At 39.8% G+C, this 22,760-nt stretch carries 20 protein-coding genes; 13 read left to right on the top strand and 7 right to left on the bottom strand.

Annotated elements, in window-relative coordinates; all coding sequences use genetic code 11:
* Positions 1-62: 62 nt before the first annotated feature.
* Positions 63-695, bottom strand: coding sequence for an HNH endonuclease family protein (locus AC3ANL_RS24310; protein WP_488326881.1), 633 nt, complete (start codon positions 693-695; stop codon positions 63-65).
* Positions 696-1,412: 717 nt separating this feature from the next.
* Here AC3ANL_RS24310 and AC3ANL_RS24305 point away from each other — a divergent pair.
* The 4 genes from AC3ANL_RS24305 (at position 1,413) to AC3ANL_RS24290 (ending at position 3,914) form a co-directional block, all read left to right on the top strand.
* The gene (locus tag AC3ANL_RS24305) at positions 1,413-1,571 is read left to right on the top strand and encodes a DUF1540 domain-containing protein (RefSeq protein WP_488326880.1); all 159 of its coding nucleotides are present in this window, start codon (positions 1,413-1,415) and stop codon (positions 1,569-1,571) included.
* Positions 1,572-1,674: 103 nt separating this feature from the next.
* Entirely contained in the window at positions 1,675-2,457 is a 783-nt protein-coding gene (locus AC3ANL_RS24300; RefSeq protein ID WP_488326879.1) for a transporter substrate-binding domain-containing protein, read from the top strand.
* Positions 2,458-2,492: 35 nt separating this feature from the next.
* Positions 2,493-3,158 carry an amino acid ABC transporter permease gene (locus AC3ANL_RS24295; RefSeq protein ID WP_488326878.1) on the top strand — a complete coding sequence of 222 codons (666 nt, stop codon included), beginning with the start codon at positions 2,493-2,495 and terminating at the stop codon, positions 3,156-3,158.
* Positions 3,159-3,170: 12 nt separating this feature from the next.
* The gene (locus tag AC3ANL_RS24290) at positions 3,171-3,914 is read left to right on the top strand and encodes an amino acid ABC transporter ATP-binding protein (protein WP_488326877.1); all 744 of its coding nucleotides are present in this window, start codon (positions 3,171-3,173) and stop codon (positions 3,912-3,914) included.
* A 38-nt stretch (positions 3,915-3,952) separates the two neighbouring features.
* Here AC3ANL_RS24290 and AC3ANL_RS24285 read toward each other — a convergent pair whose 3' ends face one another.
* Positions 3,953-5,413 (bottom strand): RNA-guided endonuclease InsQ/TnpB family protein, encoded by a 1,461-nt coding sequence (locus AC3ANL_RS24285; RefSeq protein WP_488326876.1) that lies wholly within the window; start codon positions 5,411-5,413, stop codon positions 3,953-3,955.
* Positions 5,414-6,184: 771 nt separating this feature from the next.
* On the opposite strand from AC3ANL_RS24285, the gene AC3ANL_RS24280 reads away from it, so the two are divergent.
* The 4 genes from AC3ANL_RS24280 to AC3ANL_RS24265 all read left to right on the top strand — a co-directional run bounded on the left by AC3ANL_RS24280 (position 6,185) and on the right by AC3ANL_RS24265 (position 9,511).
* Positions 6,185-7,168 carry a tRNA dihydrouridine synthase gene (locus tag AC3ANL_RS24280; protein WP_488326875.1) on the top strand — a complete coding sequence of 328 codons (984 nt, stop codon included), beginning with the start codon at positions 6,185-6,187 and terminating at the stop codon, positions 7,166-7,168.
* 672 nt (positions 7,169-7,840) lie between these two features.
* Positions 7,841-8,158 carry a winged helix-turn-helix transcriptional regulator gene (locus AC3ANL_RS24275; protein ID WP_488326874.1) on the top strand — a complete coding sequence of 106 codons (318 nt, stop codon included), beginning with the start codon at positions 7,841-7,843 and terminating at the stop codon, positions 8,156-8,158.
* Between the two features lie 102 nt (positions 8,159-8,260).
* Entirely contained in the window at positions 8,261-8,896 is a 636-nt protein-coding gene (locus AC3ANL_RS24270) for an FMN-dependent NADH-azoreductase (RefSeq protein WP_488326873.1), read from the top strand.
* Between the two features lie 48 nt (positions 8,897-8,944).
* Positions 8,945-9,511 carry a DUF4256 domain-containing protein gene (locus AC3ANL_RS24265; protein ID WP_488326872.1) on the top strand — a complete coding sequence of 189 codons (567 nt, stop codon included), beginning with the start codon at positions 8,945-8,947 and terminating at the stop codon, positions 9,509-9,511.
* Positions 9,512-9,651: 140 nt separating this feature from the next.
* Here AC3ANL_RS24265 and AC3ANL_RS24260 read toward each other — a convergent pair whose 3' ends face one another.
* From AC3ANL_RS24260 to AC3ANL_RS24250, 3 genes are all read right to left on the bottom strand, one after another.
* A complete protein-coding gene (locus tag AC3ANL_RS24260; RefSeq protein WP_488326871.1) occupies positions 9,652-10,776 on the bottom strand; it encodes a cupin domain-containing protein in 1,125 nt (374 codons plus the stop codon).
* Between the two features lie 81 nt (positions 10,777-10,857).
* Positions 10,858-11,808 (bottom strand): fumarylacetoacetate hydrolase family protein, encoded by a 951-nt coding sequence (locus tag AC3ANL_RS24255; RefSeq protein WP_488326870.1) that lies wholly within the window; start codon positions 11,806-11,808, stop codon positions 10,858-10,860.
* A gap of 103 nt (positions 11,809-11,911) precedes the next feature.
* Positions 11,912-12,673 carry an IclR family transcriptional regulator gene (locus tag AC3ANL_RS24250; RefSeq protein ID WP_488326869.1) on the bottom strand — a complete coding sequence of 254 codons (762 nt, stop codon included), beginning with the start codon at positions 12,671-12,673 and terminating at the stop codon, positions 11,912-11,914.
* A gap of 181 nt (positions 12,674-12,854) precedes the next feature.
* Here AC3ANL_RS24250 and AC3ANL_RS24245 point away from each other — a divergent pair, with 181 nt between their 5' ends.
* Both AC3ANL_RS24245 and AC3ANL_RS24240 read left to right on the top strand, forming a co-directional pair.
* Positions 12,855-14,048, top strand: coding sequence for an FAD-dependent monooxygenase (locus AC3ANL_RS24245; RefSeq protein ID WP_488326868.1), 1,194 nt, complete (start codon positions 12,855-12,857; stop codon positions 14,046-14,048).
* A gap of 78 nt (positions 14,049-14,126) precedes the next feature.
* Positions 14,127-14,621, top strand: a complete 495-nt coding sequence (locus tag AC3ANL_RS24240) for a DinB family protein (protein WP_488326867.1) — start codon at positions 14,127-14,129, stop codon at positions 14,619-14,621.
* Positions 14,622-14,817: 196 nt separating this feature from the next.
* Here the strand turns inward: AC3ANL_RS24240 and AC3ANL_RS24235 are convergent, their stop codons facing one another.
* Positions 14,818-15,108 carry a GNAT family N-acetyltransferase gene (locus AC3ANL_RS24235; RefSeq protein ID WP_488326866.1) on the bottom strand — a complete coding sequence of 97 codons (291 nt, stop codon included), beginning with the start codon at positions 15,106-15,108 and terminating at the stop codon, positions 14,818-14,820.
* A gap of 20 nt (positions 15,109-15,128) precedes the next feature.
* Complete coding sequence (locus AC3ANL_RS24230) at positions 15,129-15,314, bottom strand: (4Fe-4S)-binding protein (protein ID WP_488329824.1); 186 nt, start codon at positions 15,312-15,314, stop codon at positions 15,129-15,131.
* Positions 15,315-16,091: 777 nt separating this feature from the next.
* On the opposite strand from AC3ANL_RS24230, the gene AC3ANL_RS24225 reads away from it, so the two are divergent.
* The 3 genes from AC3ANL_RS24225 (at position 16,092) to AC3ANL_RS24215 (ending at position 22,752) form a co-directional block, all read left to right on the top strand.
* Positions 16,092-18,164: a sigma-70 family RNA polymerase sigma factor gene (locus tag AC3ANL_RS24225; protein WP_488326865.1), complete on the top strand. Its 2,073-nt coding sequence runs from the start codon at positions 16,092-16,094 to the stop codon at positions 18,162-18,164.
* 464 nt (positions 18,165-18,628) lie between these two features.
* A complete protein-coding gene (locus AC3ANL_RS24220; protein ID WP_488326864.1) occupies positions 18,629-20,152 on the top strand; it encodes an NADH dehydrogenase subunit 5 in 1,524 nt (507 codons plus the stop codon).
* Complete coding sequence (locus AC3ANL_RS24215; protein WP_488326863.1) at positions 20,149-22,752, top strand: DUF2309 domain-containing protein; 2,604 nt, start codon at positions 20,149-20,151, stop codon at positions 22,750-22,752. The genes AC3ANL_RS24220 and AC3ANL_RS24215 overlap by 4 nt, the downstream gene beginning before the upstream one ends.
* The last annotated feature ends 8 nt before the right edge of the window (positions 22,753-22,760 follow it).

Genomic DNA, 22,760 nt, shown 5'->3' with positions numbered 1-22,760 from the left:
ATAGTTGCGCTGCAAGTACTACAAACGGTCGGTTGATTTTACTTGAAGAAGCAATAACGGACTTAGTAGGAGCAGGTGTTAAGCATGCTCTGCAGTGCGGTCTTCTCCGACGACTGCAGGCTTAGGCCCCAACGATACTTGGTGTTGATCCACCACTTCGAGTACGCGCAGCGGGCGCCGGAACGCGGTGGTTGCCACGTCGATGGATCCTGGTCACCCTTAGAACGATTGACACTGGCGGTCACCGCGATTAGCTGGGTGCCGTTGAGGTCGTTGGCGAAGTCCTGGCGCTTTTGCGTGGTCCAGCTGCTGGCTCCGGAGCGCCACGCCTCGGCTAAAGGGACGATGTGATCGATGTCCATTTCGGACGGTGAGTACACGGTGATACCGTCGTAGTAGCTGTACCACTTGCCGGACGTGACGGGGCAGTTTCCACTGTAGTAGTCGGCGTCGCGCTTGAGCACCACCTGACGGGTGTCACAGCCACCGCCTTGGCTGATCCAGTGCGGGAACAAGTCACGAGAGTAGCCTGTCATGGAGCCTTCGGATTTGACGGTCAGCGAATTCAGCTGGGATTGGGCGGTGGACAAGGACGGTGTTCCGGGCGGCTGCGCCGAGGCTGTCGACATGTCAAATTGAAAAACAGCAAACGACAGAACCAACCCCAAAACAAACAACATCGATTTCTTCAACATAGAAATACCTCCTATATGTAATTTTTTATATTAACATCTATGATCATTATTAGTGAATGCGATGTTAATACTAAGGTAAAGATTGAAACCAAAGCGAAATGTGGCACGATAACGATTCAGTACTTTTAGGGCATTTTTGTGAAAAGCAACATAGAATTAGTAATCTGTATCATTTTTAAGTAGTGTTCAATGAAAAAAGGTAATTAATTGAACTTGCCTCTACTTGCAATGATATTACATGGATTATTTTCCTTAAAGTTAAAAAATTGTAAATAATCTAAAGATTGTAACGAAATACATAGTTGTTTCTCTTTCTCAGCACGTCAAGAGCCCATTTCAAAAATAGAATGGGCTCTTTTTTTGGAAATGTTGTATTTCCGGCAAAATCTAGCAAACCCCAAAGGCTGTATTTACAGCATTTTTAAGGGTTTTTTTGTGTGGAATTGAAGGATCTTATTGATGATTTATTGCATGGTACTGTTCTTGGTTCTATTGTTCTCTGTAATCACAGGGTGGGGCCGCGAATATGAAGGCTTGGAAGGGAAAGCGGTTAGCAATCCTCAAGAATAGTAAACAAAATACTAAGTCCCGGTTCTCATATATGATGAGGGCCTTTTTTATTTATGGCAGTGGCAAAGCAATGGTGGAAAAATCCTGTTTCAACCAACTTTGACGGGGGTATTAAATTAGAAAACCTTTTAGAGGGGGTGGCAAGATATGAAATTGGATGTGAAATGTAATGTTAAAAACTGCAAGTATTGGGCTGATGGCGACCAATGTGTGGCTGACTCCATTTATGTCATAGGTCCACACGGCAGCAGAAAGGCTGATACTGTGGAAGAAACAGCTTGCAAAACTTTCGAGCTTCGAGAATGAAACATGGGGACTGCTCTTCTGCTTCTGAAGCAGAAGAACAGTCCTTTTCATAAATGCTGGGAAAGTAACGGTATAGCTTGAAAGAGAGAGGAGAAAATCAAGCATGGAAAAACGATACATAATGATTCTATCGTGCTTGTTTCTGATAGGGATACTGACTGGCTGTATCCAAAAGGACCAGCTGGCAGATGGAACAAAGCTGATAGATAAGCAGAAGTTTATTTTTGCAGCTTCAGGAGAATTTAAGCCCTTTAGCTATGTTACCAATGATGATTTATCTATGACTGGTTTCGATGTTGAGGTAGGAAACGCAGTCGGAAAAGAACTGGGCCTTGAACCAGTCCAGAAGAGGATGAAATTCAAAGGACTCATCGAGGGCATTAAAACGGGACGGGCAGACGCAGCCGTTGCCAGCCACACCATTAACCCCCAACGCGCCAAACAAGTTGCTTTTTCCACACCCTACTATTACTCAGGTCCACAGATCTTCACAAGACCTGACAGCAAGATTAAAACAGTAGATGACTTAAAAGGAAAAGAAGTTGCCGTAGCAAAGGGCTCCACCTATGCGGATACAGCCAAAAAGTATACCAGCAATATTAAAATGTACGACAGTGATATTACGGCATTAAAAGCGCTAAGTATTGGCCGGCATGACGCCGTTATTACCGATTTTGTTACTGGTAAAAGTGCAAAAAAGGAAGGATTCAAAATTCAGGGGCAGCAGTTAATCGAGCGAAGCGAGCAGGCTATTGTTATTCCGAAGGATAATCCAATCCTGCTTAAACGGGTTAATGACGCACTTCAAAGACTTCGTAACGATGGAACACTATCCCGAATCAGTCAAGAGTATTTTGGGGAGGATATTACGAAAAAACCAGAATAATAGATTAATCATTAGAAAGAAAGGATGTCGTTATTTTGCCTAGTTTTTCGCACTTTTTACATACGTTTATCAGTAGCAAAAACCTTTTCATAGATGCAGCGCTGTTGACGTTAAAGCTTACGGTTGTCTCTATTTTAATTGGTATTTTATTCGGATTATTTTTTGCTCTTTTAAAAATTTCAAGGATTAAAGTATTGGGCTATATTTCAAATTCGTATGTATTCCTTGTAAGGGGAACTCCACTCATTGTCCAGATTTTCATTCTGTATTTTGGCTTCAGCGGAATTTTCCTCATTCCTGACTTTTGGGCAGCGGCACTTGCACTCGCCTTCCATAACGGTGCCTATATTGCAGAAATTTTTCGGGGGACGATTCAGTCCATTGATAAAGGGCAAATGGAAGCGGCACGCTCTCTCGGCATGACTAGAATACTAGCAATGCGCCGTATCATTCTTCCACAGGCTTTCAAGAGGGCACTGCCTCCCCTTGGAAACCAATTTATTATTGGACTTAAGGATTCATCTCTGGCAGCCTTTATTTCCATGAATGAACTGTTCAATGTTTCGACAACGCTGGGTTCCAATAATTTCGATGAAATGACCTACTTGTTAATAGTAGCCGTTTATTATCTAGTACTTGTTGCAGTCTTAACAATGCTGGTGAGCTTGTTCGAAAAGAGATTGGCAGTTAGTGATCGATAGGAGGACGATAAAGTGAATGAACGAGAAATGATAAAAATAGAAAACTTACATAAATCTTATGGCAGTTTACATGTATTAAAAGATATAAATATGTCCGTGTATGAAAGTGAAGTTGTCTGCTTGGTCGGAGCATCTGGCTCTGGTAAAAGTACTCTGCTGCGATGCCTTAACTTTTTAGAAAAAAGGGAAGGTGGGAGAATTTTAATCCGCGGGGAAGAGATTAGCCCGGAAACCCACAATATTAACAATGTCCGCCAAACGGTGGGGATGGTTTTCCAGCACTTTAATCTATTCCCACATAAAACCGTCCTTGAAAATGTCATTGAAGCACCAACCATGGTAAAGAAAACCCCTAAAGACCAGGCCATTGCCGAAGCAAAGGAGTTGCTCCAAAAGGTGGGTCTTGAGGATAAGGCGAATGTTTATCCTAGCAAATTGTCAGGCGGTCAAAAGCAGCGTGTGGCAATTGCCAGGTCGCTGGCCATGAAGCCGGATATCATGCTTTTTGATGAACCGACATCTGCCCTTGATCCGCAGCTTGTTGGTGAGGTATTGGCAACAATGAAGGAGTTAGCCGATGAAGGAATGACCATGGTAGTGGTTACCCATGAAATGGGCTTCGCTCGTGAGGTTGCTGATTGGATTGTCCTCATGGACGATGGTAAAATTATCGAAAGAAATCGGCCAAATGAATTCTTTGATCATCCAAAAGAGCAACGTACAAAAGAATTCCTTCAAGCAACCATATTAAAATGAACCTCTCATGACTAAAGTCACGAGTTTCAGGGTTAGTGCTAAAGCACATTGACCACTTGTGGCGAGGAACACACCGCCGCTATCCCATTGGCAAAAGCCTTTGGGATTACTTTTCGTAGAATATTTGCTGCTCCATTTACATCCGCATTGATGAGAATATGATTCTGGGAGCGATATAGCCCTCTGCTTATTCGTTTTCCACTGAAGATAGATGGTTTTTTATCCCCCGATTGATAGGTCGGGATATCATCTTCATCTAAAAAGCTTGCTTTCGATGTATAACTTTCTTCCGTTACCATTACTGATATACCCGCAGAATTTGCCTTGTAGGTGATCATTTCAATCAAAACAGAATGCGGGAGTTGAACAAAGTTTTGATTATTTTTCTTTCCCAGATTGATTTCTTGTTTCCAATGAACATTTTTTCCAATAACAATGGTATCAATCTCGTTTTCTTTTGCAACATTAACAATATTGAAACTTAGTTTATGAAAGAAATCTTTTACTTTTCTATACCTTGTCTGATCTAAACCGACCAATCTTTTGGAGTTAAAAGGGCCTTCATTCGTCTTTTTCCCATTACGAAGGGCAGCGTAATAGTGACTACGCATTTTGTTATACCACTGATTAATCGATTTTATGGGTCCACCTTTAAAAAGAACGGGGGTCATACCGGTGTTGGTGATAATTGTGGCCATATTATCAAGTCCTAAGTCGATCCCCATGCATCGTTCCTTTTTGACTTCTACCTCTTCTTTTTTTTCGATCAAAAGGACAAACTCTACGGTAAAAACATCATATTTCGGTACAATTCTTACCTGTTGAAAATGACCGCCCATTTGAGCTGTTTTTCCGATATTTAACCTCCGTTTTGTTTTAGGAAAATGAAGATATTTTTCCTCTTTTATTTTACATATTTGATTAGAAAGAATCGTTTCTTTCCGACTGCCCTTTGGTAGATATCCCGGAATAGAGGGCCTGCCACTGTATTTATCTGGATGAAGTTTGTAATCTTTTAGGCTTTCAAAAAAACTTTTCCAGTTTTGAATCACATTTTGGAGGACTTGTTGGTTGATTTGACCTGGCAACGAATAATAATCTTTTTGTTTCATTGTTTTAAACAAACAATCAAGAAAGTTGTATCCAAGAAAAGATTTTTCTTTGGTTGGCCATTCAAAAAGATTGAGCTTGATTTCTTTTCGTTGTTCCTTTGGTTTTAATTCCTCTTTTTTCAATCTTTTATGATAGGCTTTTGTTTGATTACCATTCATTTTTTGAAGGTTGTTTCGGATCGCTTCCATTACTTCCTTTTGCAATGGTTGTAAAGGTTTATCTTGATTCAAAGCAGTATAGACCTGTCGGATATAGAAATTGGCGGTGTTGTACAGATTATTACTATTTGCACATAGATCATCGAAATATCTATACAATTTATGTCCGTTTTTAATATCCATTTGATAGGTTCGATACTCTTTTTTACTTTCATTTTCCTTGCTCATATGGTCACCTCCCCTTTATGAATATTTTATAATTTAGAACGTATGTTTGTATATATCTTTTAAAGGCATGAAAAAACCAAAAAGCCAAGAAAACCCAAGAAAACCCAAGAAAACCCAAGAAAACCCAAGAAAACCCAAGAAAACCCAAGAAAACCCAAGAAAACCCAAGAAAACCCAAGAAAACCCAAGAAAACCCAAGAAAACCCAAGAAAACCCACGACTGAAGTCACGGGTTTTCTTGGCTTCTTCATACAGGTTCAAATAAAAAAGTTAAAGCTGTTATCAAGAACTTGAGTAAGAGCCTGTCACTACCCTAATTCGTCGGAATACCCTTGACAATATTCGGGTGATGCCAGGCACTTTTATTAAGGTCGATCCGGAAAATCCAATGTTGCTATTTAATTTTTCAAGCTTTGTCCCAGCTAAGGAATTAAAACCATTTACTGTTGAACTTCTAGTGGAGAATGAATAAACCCGCCAGCATATCGTGTGTCAATTACAGACCACACATTGTGAAGCGGTCGCGTGGTTGGAGTTGGTATAATAGAAAACCAGTTGATATAGATAAAATCTATACCATCTGCTTTTTTGTTTTTAAAAATACCATTCAGGACCGATTTTAGTTAAAATAAATATTGCCGATTTCACAACTTATAAATGACTAAATGGAGTTGTGTTTGATAATAAGTTATTAAACATGATATAAGTGTAAAAGAAGTGGAACATATGGCTTGATATTTTTTTGACCGAGAGTTTTAAGTTGTATTCATAGTGAGAGGATTTGAGTTTGAAATGATAGATAATTTTTGGCGTGATTTACCACGACCATTTTTTGTACTTGCACCAATGGAAGATGTGACAGATCTTGTTTTTCGTCACGTAGTAAGTGAAGCCGGTCGACCGGATGTATTTTTCACAGAGTTTACAAACTCGGACAGCTATTGTCATCCAGAGGGCATGAAAAGTGTGCGTGGCCGTTTGCTTTTTACAGAAGATGAACAGCCAATGGTGGCACATATTTGGGGGGATAATCCCGAATATTTCCGTCAAATGAGTATTGGCATGGCAGAGCTAGGATTTAAAGGCATCGATATTAATATGGGCTGCCCTGTACCGAATGTGGCGTCGAGAGGGAAAGGTAGTGGCCTTATTCTGCGTCCCGACGTTTCAGCAGAACTTATTCAAGCAGCAAAAGCGGGGGGACTGCCTGTCAGCGTGAAAACACGACTTGGCTATGAGGATGTAAGTGAGTGGGAGGAGTGGCTAACCCATATTTTAAAACAGGATATTGCGAACCTTTCTATTCATTTACGAACAAGAAAGGAAATGAGCCAAGTAGATGCACATTGGGAGTTAATTCCGGAAATCAAGAAATTACGTGACCGTATTGGACCCAATACGCTGCTAACAATCAATGGAGACATTCCTGACCGTCAAACAGGGCTGCAGCTTGCTGAACAATATGGTATTGATGGCGTAATGATCGGGCGAGGGATTTTTAAAAATCCTTTTGCTTTTGAAAAAGAGCCAAAAGAGCATAGCAGTAAAGAATATCTTGATCTTTTAAGATTGCAGCTTGATCTTCAAGATCAATATGCGGAAGCACTTCCACGTTCGATCACAGGGCTTCATCGCTTTTTCAAAATTTACGTCAAAGGATTCCCTGGAGCTGGTCAATTAAGAAATCAATTGATGAACACGAAATCAACAGATGAAGTGCGTGCGTTGCTCAATAACTTTGGAAAAGAATGTTGATGGGACGGGGACAGTGAAATGATATAACTCTAAAAGTTAGAGGAAAAATGAATCACAGCAACATATGTGTACTTATTTTATTCAGTCTTTTAAGAAAGCAGACTTTATCAAAACAAAAGTTGGCGGCTGCAAAGGAACTTGAAAAGTATAACTCATTAAAAAGGCTATCCTTTCTTATCTAATAAAATAAGAAAGGATAGCCTTAAACGAATGCCAACTTTAGCTGTTTCTAATGCTGTTGTTTGGGTAAAGCCAACCACACCGAAATTAGCTGCTGCATATGCTGATTTATAAGCATCGACCTATAACCTGAATGATCTCCATGAGTTTTTCCTTTCAAAAGAAAAAGATATAAACCATATTTTTTTTATAACTTTACTTTGATTTAAATATATTTTAATTGAATAATCTCTAATTCGAGATATAATAGTAAAAAAAACTTACTTCTTATTTGCCGTTATAGTAGATTTTATCACTCCCTATTAAAAATAGGTTACATTTAATAATCTAGATAACTTTATGTAACTGAATTAACTCTTTGAATATGGTTCGTCAAGTATTTTAATCATTTTTTTGTTATTATCCATTTTTCTCTGTATAATTTCTTATGTAAACAAGGTACTTTAACCATATAAGATATTTATATTAAAAAAGGGAAAGGAAACAGTAGATATGGATGAACAGCCAACTTTAGGTCCTAAGATAGAAAAAAGTTTTGAATTAATAGGGAAAAGATGGACGGGTTTAATCATTTACGTATTAATGAGTGGACCCAAACGCTTTAATGAAATCCATTCGATCATTCCTGATTTAAGCAAGCGCATGCTTACAGAGAGAATGAAAGAGTTGGAGGAACACGGAGTAGTTGTCCGTCACATTGTCACAGAGCGACCAATTCGAGCAGAGTATCTATTGACAAAGAAGGGGACAGAATTAGGAAAAATTCTAGGTCCGATTAGCCAATGGAGTGAAAGTTGGATGAGTGAGTAAATAGTAGTGAATTTGCAATGAATGTAAAAACGAACTTGTCCGTTAGAATACGAAAACACAGCAAAGAATCTGCATCTTATACAGTAAAGGAGAAAATAATAAATGGCTAATGTTCTTTATATTACAGCCAATCCACATGATGAGTCTAAATCGTACAGTATGTCTGTAGGAAAAGTATTTATTGATACATATAAAGAATTGCACCTTCAAGATGAAATCGTCCATCTGGATTTATACGAAGCAAATATACCTTATCTTGACATTGATGTATTTAACGGTTGGGAAAAGCTTCGTTCAGGTGCTTCCTTCAGCGATTTATCATCCGTTGAAAGATCTAAGGTAGGACGACTAGCAGAATTAGGCGGACAATTTTTTTTAGCGGATAAATATGTATTTGTCACGCCTTTGTGGAACTTCACAATCCCAGCAATAATGAAAACATACATTGATGCTGTGACTGTTTCTGGAAAAACCTTTAAATATTCAACTGAGGGACCGGTCGGTTTACTAAAAGGAAAAAAAGCCATACACATTCAAGCGCGAGGAGATATTTATTCAAATGGACCAGATGCAGAGATGGAAATGGGCCATCTGTATTTGGAAATGATGATGAACTTCTATGGAATCTCTTCCTTTGATGGGATATTTATCGAAGGACACATGAGGTATCCGGATCAAGCACAAGAAATAATAGAAAAAGCAAAAACAGAGGCTAGAGAGGCAGCGAAAAAATTTTAAATAAAACAAAACACTATCTACTTTTTACATCATAAAAGGAGGTTTAGTATGAATAATGAAATAAGGAAGTTGTCACCAGAACAACATAATGAAATACTTGGAATATTGAAAGTCCGTTTTGAGAAAAATATGAATCGCCATCAAGGACTTGAATGGGCTGAAGTACAAGCAAAGCTAGAAACGAATCCTGAAAATTTGTGGTCGCTTCATGAAATGGAAAGAACCGGCGGTGAACCGGATGTGATTGTTCATGATAAAGAGTCAGGCGAATACATTTTTTATGATTGTTCCGCGGAAAGTCCGAAAGGCCGCAGAAGTGTTTGTTACGACCGTGAAGCGCTGGAGTCAAGGAAACAACACAAACCACAAAACACTGCTATAGATATGGCTGCTGACATGGGCATTGAGATTTTATCGGAAGAACAATACCGGGAGCTGCAGAAACATGGAAATTTTGATACTAAAACATCAAGCTGGGTGAAAACGCCTGCTAATATTAGAAAACTTGGCGGGGCCATCTTTTGTGATCGCCGCTACGACACTGTCTTTGTGTACCACAATGGAGCAGAATCCTACTATGCTGCCAGAGGTTTCCGTGGCTCGCTAAGGGTCTAAATTTTACAAACAGTGAAGTCATTCGAAAATGGCATCCTCCTCTACAGCACGAAACGCTTGGTAATGAACCAAGCGTTTCGTGCTGTATAATCTTAAGATCTATCCTTATTTAACATTAAAAATATGAATGTCCCAATCTATTAGCGGAAGTCTGCTTTAAATTCACCAGTAACCTTTTGGTGGCCGTTATTTTCTTCAAACGATTGCTCTTGTTCTAAGTCGAATCGGTCCATAATTGGTAAATCGTTTACAGAGAATAGGTAAGAGTCCTCTGATGCTGAGTGTTCATACCAAGCCCAGTTTGGCACAACGAAGTAATCGCCTTTTTTCCAATCAAAGCGAATGCCATTAATGACTGAGGAACCTGAACCTTTGTGTACTTGGTACACAGTTGAGTGGGTATGGCGTAATGCCTTAGTTTTGAAACCATGCGGCAAATGCTGCATTCTAGTGCCAAGCGTCGGGTTAGCCGATTTACCTGTAGATGGGTTAATGTACTCGACTGCATATCCATGGTGTGGATTTGGATCGAATTCCATCAAGCCTTTAATCCCTTCTACCGTGCGATCCCATTTATAATTAGCAAGTGGAGCAACGGTGAATTTATCATCACCTACAGGACGAACCATGCCGCCGCGATAACGTCTCTCTGAGAAATTATCTGGTATATCTGGCTCTTGTAATCCATCTTCATAAGGTTCGAAGAATGTACCGCCGATTGCGTAAATAGTAGGAATGTCTAAAGCATCCATCCAATACATAGGCTCTGTCCCTAAATGGGCATGCCCATGCCATAAGTTCTTTGGAGTAATTAAAAAGTCGCCTTCTTCCATGAAAATACGCTCACCCTGTACAATCGTGTAAGCACCTGAACCTTCAGAAATGAAGCGCAATGCACTTTGTGAGTGACGGTGAGATGGCGCTTTTTCACCAGGCAATAACATTTGCACCGCTGCATAAATCGTTTGGGTAGTAGATCCCCATCCCCAAGGTTCACGATAAGTTAAGCCGGGATTTTGGAAATAAATAGCACGACGTTCGCCGCCACGTTCTGGTGTGAAGATTTGAGCAGCCTCAGCCATTTTCTTTTTGATTAATTCATCGCTCCAAAGATATGCCTGTGCTTGAGGCTTTGGTGTTTTGTGCATAATGGCAGGAATTGCTTCCCAAAGAGGTCCTAAGTTGTATTGTTGAATATCTTTTGTGTAATCGGTTACAATTGAACTTTTCATAAACTCTTGTACTTCTGGATTTACTTCAGCCATTTCACATTCCCCTTTACTATTCAAATTTTATAGAGAAAAGGGGAGCAGCGTATATGCTGCTCGACCCCTTGTAAACCCTAATTAAACAGTTGCTGCCACTTCTGTTGTTTTTACCTTATTTTCAAGCGCACCAATTTGGTCGATCTCAATACGAACTACGTCTCCATCTTTTAAGAATTGCTGAGGATTCATAGCAAATCCCACGCCCCCAGGAGTTCCTGTTAACACAACATCTCCTGGCTCTAACGTCATTAAATTGGATAAGAAAGCGACTAATTTTTGAACTGAGAATACTAGATTGGCAGTATTCGTTTTTTGGCGTACCTCCCCATTTACTTTTAGGACAACATCTAAGCCAGATGGATTTTCTAATTCATCGGAAGTTACTAAATAAGGTCCCATAGGTGCAGTGCCATCTACAGTTTTTCCTTGTAACCATTGAAGCGTGCGGCGTTGAATATCTCGATAGGTGACGTCATTTGTAATGGTATAACCTGCTACATAGTCTAATGCCTCTTCTTCGGAAACATTGCGGGCTTGTTTGCCAACCACAAATGTAAACTCTGCTTCATAGTCAAGTTGATCAGAAATTGGATAGTGTGGAATATCGTCCTCAGGCCCTAAAATGGTATTCGCAAATTTTGCAAAAATAACTGGGTTTGAAGGGAGCTCACGACCCATTTCTAAAATATGCTCACGGTAGTTGTGACCAACACAAATAATTTTGCCAGGACGCCCGACAGGTGCTTCTACCTTAACTTCCTCGCGGTCATAAATCACTTTTTTATCAAAGCTTTCAGGATTAGCTAAAATGAAATCGATTGCATTTTGCGCTAGCTTTAACGATTCTTTACCACCTTGGTATAACTCATCTGTATTATCTGGCACATATGCATTTGCGATTGCTTCATATCGGTATTTTCCTTCTGCTTTTAAGCGTGCTTGGCAGGCATAGTTTAAGTCGATGACTTTGTTACCTACGATTGCCCCTGCACGTGTATGGCCAGCCACTGTAAAATTAATAAGTTTCATTGTGTTGTCCTCCTCAATTTCACTAATTATGAAATTAGTTCACTATTTATAAAAATTTTAAGTTAATTCAAAAAGATTGTCAATATTATTTGTTTTCAGAAATTTATTTTTTAAAACCAAAATACGCTGAAATTTCCTTGGCGACATGGAGAACGTATTGTCCAATCGGATGGTCAGCCGATGTTGGTACTGTCTCAGTAATACCAACGACAGTAATGGCACCGAGTAGTTCATTGTTGAAATTTAATATCGGGACACTGAAGGAAGAGACATGCTTTATTAAAGGTTCAGTTTTTGAGGCAAAATACACCCCTCTTGTTTTTTTAATTTCACTTTGTAATTCGTGTAAATCGCTTTCAGTGACCTTCGATAATTCTTCATCTTCCCAATCTTTCATAAGGAAATTCTTTTCAAAAGCAGAAAAAACGATGCCAGTAGAGGAGGAGAGCGGCAAGTGTGTCCCCATTTGAGCACCGATATTTATTCCATAATCTGCACTTAAAATATATGAGATTAATGGACCTTTTAGTGAAGGCACAGCCAGTAGTACGGTAAGGTTCGTCTTCTCCGTGATCTTTTTGAAATATGGAATAACCACTTCAATTAAAGAAGATTGTCCTAATGCAACATTTCCTAACTGTACTAATTTATGTCCAAGAGTATACATGTTTGTATGAGGATGACGATAGATTAATCCAAATTGGCATAGTGTTGCCAAATATTTATATAAATTACTTTTTGTCATAGAGGTTAGGTTTTGAATATCAGTAAACTTTAGAGGTTCTTTTTCCATTGCTAAGATTTCTAATATGTTTAACCCAATCTGTAATGACTGTATACCGATAGTTTTAGTTTCAGTTGTCATAAGGATCACCCTATTTTCAGTTGATTTTGGATCGTAAAGCAGAAAAATTGGTTAAAAGAAATTTCTAAATTTTTAAATTTTTATGTTGACTAAATAGTGAAAAATGATTTAAAGTTTTCTTATCAGGTAACAAAGTTCTCTATTTGTGGAAGATAATAACTCAACCGAGGAGGAATTGTCAATGGTTAATGTAAGCGATATCATAGTGGTTGGTGGAGGAATCGGTGGTTTAGCAGCTGCACTATCAATCCAAGAAACTGGTAAATCAGTAGCAGTGTTTGAACAAGCTCCTGAATTTGGAGAAGTAGGTGCTGGTATTCAGTTAGCACCAAATGCATTAGAAGTTTTAGATCGTTTAGGTGTAAAGGAAGAAATTTTAAAATATGCGGTAATACCAAAACGTCTTGTCCTAAAAGATGTTTATACGGCAAAGGAATTAGCAACTCTTGATTTAGGGGAGGGTTTCCAAAAGGAATTCGGTCAACCCTATATCGTATTGCATCGCTCTGACCTACACAGAGTACTTTATGAAGCATGTCAAAAACACGGTAATATCAAATTTTTTACAAACCAAGCGATTCAAACGGCCGAACAAAATGGTGATACTGTAACAATTGTCAATCAAAATGGTGAAACGTTTAGTGCAGAAGCAGTTATTGGGGCAGATGGGGTAAAATCAAACATGCGTAAGCTGTTGATTGAGGACAACCCAGTAAACTCTGCGTATGTAGCTTACCGTGGAACGATTCCAATTGAAGAAGTGTCTACTAACGCAAACTTAGACCTAGATGATGTAATCATGTGGATTGGACCAAACCTGCACATGGTACAATACCCAGTTCGTCGTGGAGAACTTTACAACCAAGTTGTCGTTTTTAAATCCTATGATGCTACTGTAGAAGACTGGGGAACCCCAGAAGAAATGGCACGTCGTTTTGAAAATTGTCATCCAAAAGTTGAAAACGCTTTAACATACATTAACCGTCAATTCCGTTGGCAAATGTATGACCGTGAACCAATCGACAATTGGACAAAAGGCAAAATTACGCTATTAGGAGATTCTGGTCATGCCATGCTTCAATATTTAGCTCAAGGCGGCGTTCAAGCACTCGAAGATGGGTTTGTTTTGGGTGAGAAATTAAAAGAACATAATTCATACGAAGAAGCATTTAAAGCATACCAAGAAATTCGAATCCCACGTTCTGCAATGGTACAATCATCAGCACGCAGATGGGGCGAAATTATTCACGCGGAGGATCCAACTACACTTTCACTTCGCAACTTTATTTTCGAACAGCACAAACCAACTGATTACAATGTTGTTGATTTCCTATATGGTTATTTCAAAAAAAATTACCAACGTGTAGATTGCTAATTTAAAAAACGCGTTAGAGCTAACTCTAACGCACTTTTTAAATGTATGTATGATGTAATTTGAAGGAGGGCGTAAACTATGGCAACAGCAGTACTTAATGAAAAATTGGTAGTGTTTAAAAAGAATATAGATGATATTGTAGCGGTATTGAAAAATACTGAAGAGGCGACACTTTATGTTAAACCTTCTGAAAAAGAATGGTCTGCAATGCAGATTGTTTCTCATATTTTAGAAGCTGTCGACTTTTGGGTTGCAGATTTGGAAGCGCTGCTAGTGGTTCCAGGTGCAAAATGGGGCCGTAATCATGAACATGTGCGTCGTTTAGCTGCAGTAGATGAAAATGTTGTATCCCGTATTAAGAAAGATGATGCTATATCTGCCCTACAAAACTTAGTTCCGAAAGTAGAGGCAGCACTTGTAAAAGTTAAAGAAGAGGATCTCGTAAAAACAGCTCCAAGTTATAATCCAAACTTTGATGGAAAACCGTTATCATTTTTAGTCGACCATTTAATCGTTCAACACGTTGTGGGTCATTACGGGCAACTTGTTCGTCATTTAGAAAAAGTTCAATAAGCACGCTATACTTGGATTCACATAGAACAAATAAACGGTGACTCACCATCACAGAGGTGCCGCATACGCTCGGGACATGTGGATTGTGCAGCCTATCTAATGTTAATATAAGTGTAAAGCCCATTCAATAGAATGGGCTTTTTCTACCATAAGAAATTTAATATCATTGGCTTATTTGCATACAAAAGCAGTCCACTTAATTCGCAAGAACAGAATGATACTCTTTTTTACCTTCAATTATACCTCTAGCAAAGGGGCATAAAGGTATAATATATTTATTTTCGTCTTTTGCATATTCTACAATTCTGTTTACTAATTTTTTCCCTAATCCCCTGCCTTCGTGTCCTTTGTTAACTACGGTATGATTCACAATGATTAAATCTCTTCCATTTACATCTGTTCCACTAGGGATAAATTGAATTCTAGCAATAATTTCACCAGACTCTTCAATATAAAATTCATTTTTACCAGACTTTATTTCTGTCATTTCAACATTCACCTTCCTTTTTACTTCTGCTTGTTTATTTGTTGATAACTAAGGGCTTTGATTGGACATCGATCAATCGTTTTCATGATTTTTTCAGGTGTTGCGTTTTGCGGGGAAATCCAAGGTTTATTATTTATATTGAATACATTTGAAAGTCCTCTTACACATTCACCCGCATGTTGACAAAGTTCCGGTTTCCAAAATATTTTGATGCCTTCTGATTCTAAGTTTTTACGTTTTGGCTCATAGTGTTATTAACATCCCTTTACTTGTACTGAAAGAAATCCATTTTCAATTTCTCTTCTGAATTTACTTAAGATAATTATACAAAATAATGTGGAGTTTTTTAGTATGGAATAGGAGAAAACTGTGAATCTCCTTTTTCTATACTAAAAAGATGAAACGAAAAAAGTACGAAAGAATCAGGAGTAAGATTACATTGAGTGTCATTCGTAAATTGCATACCCACTACAGCACAGCACAAAACGCTTGGTACTGAACCAAGCGCTTCGTGTTGTAGAATCTAAGATCTACTCTTATTTAACATTAACAATATGAATGTCCAAATCTATTAACGGAAGTCTGCTTTAAATTCACCAGTAATTTTTTGGTAGCCGTTATTTTCTTCAAACAATTGCTCTTGTTCTAAGTCAAAACGGTCCAAGTGGATTGGACCAAACCTACACTTAGTACAATATCCTGTTCGTCATGGGGAACTTTACATGCCATGTTTCAATATGTAGCTTAAGACGGCGTTCAAGCACTCGAAGATGGGTTTGTTTTGGATGGGAAATTAAAAGAACATAATTCATACGAAGAAGCATTTAAAGCATACCAAAAAATTCGAATCCCACGTATATACGCTGGGGACATGTGGATTGTGCAGCCTATCTAATGTTAATATAAGTGTAAAGCCCATTCAATAGAATGGGCTTTTTCTACCATTAGGGATAAAGAGAATGTTAAAGGGGGGAAACACATTTATGATCCCAGCAAAAATAGATTCCATTTCAATCACTACGATAAGAGAAAAAGGCATGGAATCCATCATCAATTGGTTCGAACAGCATAAACAAACGTTCTATGCACTTGGTTGGTCCTATCTTAATAATCAGCCGCAAATGGAAGAGCTTTTTTACCGCTCCATTATAAAAGTCCACAAGGAATTAGGTCGATTTAAAAGTGAAACATCATTCGACACGTGGGTTACCTCGATTTTCATACATACGTGCCGGGAGCTTTCTGGTGATAAAAGTTTACTAGCTTCACAGGAAAATGAACCACGTCAGGATTTATTTAAAGCGCTTGATCAATTGAAAGAGTCCGAGAAAGATGCGATGGTTCTTACATATATAAAAGGAATCTCTAAGGAGGAAGCGGCCCATCTTCTCCAAGTTTCAGTGGAAAAGATGAAAGAGCTTTTGTTTTCCGGAATCCAGTCCCTTAGAAAAGAAATGGGGTACGGATCAACCTTTAATGGCTGTAAGGAGTATCATAAGGATTATATCGATTACTTAGAAAGAACCTTGGAGCGTTCGAAAAAGATTGATTTAGAGAAACATATTTATCATTGTCAACACTGTCAAGAGGATTTGGCAGCCTTTCAGGATGTCATGTTAACCATGTTAAATCTTACTGATAGGATGGAACATTGGCATGTACCAGTTGGTTTTATGGAGACCGTCAAAGATAGGCTGGCAGAAAAGGAAAAGCACAGACAACAGAAGAACAAGAAACGTAAAAGGACGGGACTTGTCTTTGCGGGTGTATTCGCATTATTATTCGGTATCGAGTTTTTTACGGGAGCATTTAACAACCTTTACTATACATGGACAGAAGAAGATCACGAATTGCGTGCCTTTCTGCAACAGGACCTAGGTGAAAGGCTGAACCTGGAAGCGGAAAGCAATGGGGTAAAAATAAAAATCAGGAGTGCGATTGCTGATGAGGTTCAGACGCTTGTTTTTTATGAAATAGAAGATACAGAGGAAGACAATCAATATGTGATGAATGTTCATGATGGAGTTGATGTAGAAAACGAATATGAAATCATGAACCGTGAAGCAAATTTACTTTACGATCCTCCTAACCTTGAATCGGATGGAAAAAACCAAAAAAAGAACGTGTATCAAGGGAAGATTAGTCTGCAGCCACTCTCCAAGAATGAAGGGACAATTAAATTAAAGGTCACAAAGCTTCTGAAATTGATTCATAATTCCTCTGATCAGAATGGCTTTAGGACTGACGAGGAAGTGGAATATGAAACGGGGGAGTGGAACTTCGAGATCCCTGTAACAAAACAACCTTCCGTCGAATATGCATTGGATGAAGAAACAGAAGTCGAGGGAATCCCTGTTCGATTTGATAAATTAATCATTGCTCCAACAGCGACGATGTTACATTCTAGTATTTATAATGACCAGTCAGAAAAACGCATAGAAGTTCTAAATTTTGCAAATCTAGAAGTGAACAATAAAAAAGTGAAAGCTGATCTGTATGGAAGCTCTTTTTTAAATGCATCTCAAGACATGAATGCTAGTACTTTTCAAACATACTTTGACCCTCTTTTTGGAGAAAAGCCAAAGGAGGTGAATATACAATTCGGATCTATTATTTTAACGGTTGAAGATCCAAAAACCATCGATTTAGATCCTTCTCAGAAATATCCGCAAACCTTTGAATATGCAGGCAGCACCCTCTCCATCGATAAGGTGGAAGTTGGACAGCCGACCCAAGTTGTCATCAGCAATCATGAAATTGACAATCGCGCATATGAGTCGCTTCAATTCAATATTGTGGGTGAGGATGAAAATGAACCTAGTTCAATGGAGATGAATAATGAAGGAGTACTCGTTGATAAAAACGGGGTGGAATACGATAACGATAAGCCTGTCCCATACGAAGCAATCGAGCCACCTCGTTATTTCTTTACAGTTCTAAGCATGAAGTTAGACAATGAAACCACTGGAGAAAAAGTGATTCCGAAAAGGCTGGAGATTTATGGATATAATACCACGAAATATTTGGATGATGTTGTGAAGATTTCGTTGGAATAACAGATTTGTGCATGTCCAAACAAAGGAATCCTTGAGCAAGTTTGGAACAAGTTCCAACTTGACAAAAATGTATGCTAAATAGTAACATTACTATCATAAATAAATTGTTTAATTGATTCTCTCAATATATAGCTTACTTTAGCATAAGGTTAATTACGATCAATTGGCACTATGAAAAAGTTAATCTATCATAATGAGGGTAAACTGTAAATATACTTCCTTATTGGATGGAAAAAAGAAAATATTACATTATTAGGTAGACGATTAAAAGGCCTGACTGGGCCCGTTAAAAGTAAACCGACAATTTTCAAAGTTTAATGGTTTTGACCATTATGCTTAAAAATTGTCGGTTTTTTTGTTTTTAAAAAAATAAACAGATAGGAATGCAGCGTAATGAAGAAAAAAGTCAAAATCATCTTTTTTGGAATGTGGGTTGCATCCAACCATCTATGGGGGGAATTAGAATGTTAACTTCTCTGCCTGAAATATTTTTTGTATTACTTGCAATATCGGTGCTCAGCGCGCTATTCCTATTATACCCAAGGGCTCCTCTGTCTTTTGTGCGGTTTCACGTCGGGATCACATTACTGCCTCCGATTACTGCCCTCTTGGCCCTTGTTACGAACAGTGAGCCCGTGATTTATGGACCTTGGCGGTTTGATTCCTTATCATGGCTGCTGGCATTATTTGTTCTTACCATCGGTTTTATCGTACAGCGTTATTCTGTTCGTTACTTACTCGGAGATCGTGCCTATCGAAAATATTTTGCCCTGCTGACTATTACTACTACTGCTGATTCAGGCGCCTGGTTGAGTAATGATCTTCGCCTGCTGCTGGTTTGCTGGGGGATTACACTCTTGGGACTGACAATGCTTATAAGCTTAAAAAAAGAGTGGAGTGTGGCTAGAAACGCAGCCAAGCAATCCGGCCGTCTATTTGCACTAGGCTGGCTGTTCCTGATGGGAGCTGTCTTTTGGATAACCCAAGCCACAGGGCATTGGCAGCTATCGCTCGTCTTCACTCAAAGCAGTCTTGCACAGCTTGATTCATGGGAAAAGACTTGTATTAATCTTCTGCTAATCCTAGCTGTCGTGATTCCGGCAGCACAATGGCCTTTCCACCGCTGGCTGTTAGATTCAGTAGTGGCTCCAACGCCTGTCTCTGCGGTAATGCATGCGGGATTAGTGAATGCAGGCGGAATAATTCTGACTCGGTTCTCACCGCTTTTTAGCGGAGATATAGCCCAACTTGTGTTGCTTCTATTGTCCAGTGTTTCAGTCATCATAGGAACCGGAATTATGCTCGTTCACGTTGATTATAAACGGCAGCTGGTCGGGTCTACGATTGCCCAGATGGGGTTCATGTTAATCCAATGTGCCTTAGGTGCATATTTGGCAGCCATTATCCACGCTGTCTTACATGGTCTATTCAAATCAACCCTTTTCTTACAGGCTGGTTCCGCGCTTCATCACGATGCGGCGCCTTCTTCTAGGACGCACCAGCCAACGTCATTATTATGGACCATCACTGGCGGTATTTTAGGCCTCCTGGTGGCACTTGGTATTTGGATGACTTCTCCTGGAGAGAGTTATCAATTAATAAGCGCTCTTACCTTAGGATGGTCCGTTTCTTTAGCCTGGACCAAGCTCGTGGCTTTTGGCTCCGGACGTATCGGGCGTATCGCGGGACTTTTTATGGTTACAGCAGCGGCATTTGTTTACAGTTTAGTACATGATACTTTTTATAATGTGTTACAGGATGCCATCCCAAAAGAAATTCAACCACAGGCACCGGCGGCCATTTTGCTCCTGATGATCCTATTGGCCGGAAGTATTGTTGGTGTTTGGCTGGCTCGCCATCGTTCATCAACTGCTTATGCTGTCATTTATCTTTGGCTTGTACGATTGGGTGAGCCTCAAAATAATTTAGTCGAAAGTCATCCTAAGTATTTGACACAATCATTCTTTAGAGGAGGTCATTTACGATGAATACAACATTAGCATCATTACATTGGGAAAAGCTTTCCGAACCCCTTGATCTTATTGATTTAGTAAAATCTGCTAGCAGAGTCATTGCACCGCTCGGACCGATTACCACGTTTGCAGCACGCAACCCTTGGGTAGGCTTAGAGGGACAAACGTTTGAAAAAACAGCGCGGTGGCTTAAGGATACTTGTGAAGTAGATATCTACCCCAATGATTCTGTATTTCTGTCTGCACGAGATCGAGGACAGATTCATCAGGATTTATTAGAAGAAGGACTTAAACATTGGTTAAACTCACAATCTTTGGATTTGCCGCGTAAGGCAGCCGAGCAATTCTGCCGGGCTGCGCTTTTACAGAATCAACCATCTTCCAGCATTTTGGAAACACCTGAGATAAAAAGCATGGCAAGAAAATTAAACCGTTTCACAGCCCAAATGACCGAAAAACACTCGGCCAAAACTTATAGCCAGCGCTTGGAACAGCTGGGAAGGGTGAATGGGGCCCACGAACTTAACCGCCATATGATCAAGTGGTGTAAATTGTTTTTGAATGAGTCCCAGGCGGTCTGGTCAATGCCCAATCGAGAGGAAGGCTTCTTTCATGCGTGGCGGAAACTAGTCCGACATGACCCGGCACTTAGCCGTAAGGTACGTAAACAACTAAGTGAACTGCCGTCAGAAGCCAACGCTGCCTTAATGGAAGTTTTGCTCGAACTCGAAATTCCCTTTTCAGAAATGCAAGACTATTTTGAAGCACATTTCCTTGCATTACCGGGCTGGGGTGGTATGATGCTTTGGCGCTCACAGCAATCAACTGAAGAAAGTTCACTACTTCTTGATTATTTAGCTGTTCGGATTTGTCTGGAATGGGCCTTAGTTAAACCCTTTCTTCCTTTGCCTGAAAAAAGAAATGATAGAGTTCATTTAGAACCATTGATTGCAGTCTGGTCCGAATGGGGGAACCTGCCAATTGATGCTTGGTCCCAATTATCTTCTACAGAAATAAAGGCTCGTTTGACCCTTGCCTATCGGTTTGATAAGATGCTACGCAATCGGCTTTGGCTTGAAGCATGGGAAAAAACATATGAAGACCAATTAAAGAAAATGATTACATCCCAACAGCCTGCTGGAGCCGCTGAACACGTAAAACCTGCACTCGCCCAATTTGTATTTTGTATTGATGTGCGATCAGAGCTTTTTCGCCGAAAGCTTGAAACAGCAGGTGATTTTGAGACTTTTGGAACAGCAGGCTTTTTCGGATTGCCGATTGAAACCTGTGAGCTGGGCAGTAATCATACGCATAACTCTTTGCCGGTAATGTTTAAACCACAATATAAAGTAAAAGAGCTTTCACTGGATGCTGAATCCTTTCAACAACGTCATCAAGTGGCCAGCTCACTGGGTGATACGTTTAAAACAATGAAACATAATCTGGTTTCCAGCATGGTACTGCCAGAGATTAGCGGTCCTTGGCTAAGTCTGCAAACGCTGGCACGCAGTTTTGTTCCGCGAAGTGCAGGACGGACATTAAGCAAACTGTATGAAACCTGGCTGCACAAACCATCCACAGAACTCTCGCTTGACCATACGGATACATTGGAAACAGGTTTGACAATGGGCTTTTCAGAGAAAGAAAAAGTAAACTATGTACGGCAAGCTCTAAAAATGATGGGGCTGACCGATCACTTTGCACCACTAGTGGTTATTTGCGGACATGGAAGTCACAGCACGAACAATCCATATAATTCCGCACTCGACTGCGGCGCATGCGGAGGGGCATCAAGTGGATTCAATGCGCGGGTGCTGGCAGCCTTATGTAATCTTCCAAACGTGAGGAAGAGCCTTGAAAAAGAGGGAATTATCATTCCGAAGGATACCGTTTTTACGGCTGCCGAGCATATTACCACACTTGATGAATTGCGGTGGCTTTATGTTCCAGAACTATCAGATGTAGCAAAAGAAGCATTTGATCGTGTGCAAGCCGCGCTGCCAAGTGTCAGTGAGAAAGCCAATGCCGAACGGATGGTAAACTTGCCAAATCTTGGAACCTATCTTAAGAATCCGAAGGCTGAAGCGCAGCGTCTCTCAGAGGATTGGAGTGAAGTGCGTCCGGAATGGGGCTTGGCGCGTAACGCTGCCTTTATCATTGGGGAACGCCGGCTGACCCAAGGCTGCAATCTGGGCGGAAGAGTTTTCCTCAATAATTATAATTGGAAGAAGGATAAAAACGGTGCGATCCTGGCCAATATTATTTCCGGGCCGGCAACGGTAGCTCAATGGATAAACCTGCAATATTATGCATCAACTGTAGCCCCTCATTTTTATGGCAGCGGAAATAAAACTACTCAAACCGTCACAGCCGGTCTTGGGGTCATGCAGGGGAACGCCAGTGACTTATTAACTGGGCTTCCTTGGCAGTCTGTAATGAAATCAGATGAAGAGGTATATCATGAACCACTGCGTTTACTGGTGGTCATTCAAGCACCGCGAGAGTATGTGAAACGGATATTGGACCACGATCATGCCTTTAAGCAAAGAGTGAAAAATGGATGGATTCGGCTTGCGTCCATTGATGCAGAAGGACACTGGGAGAGTTGGTCTTAACCTCTTTC

This window comes from Neobacillus sp. DHD-1R (assembly GCF_057747995.1).
Note: the sequence above shows the minus strand (reverse complement) of the source record. Positions and strands in the feature narration are given on the sequence as shown.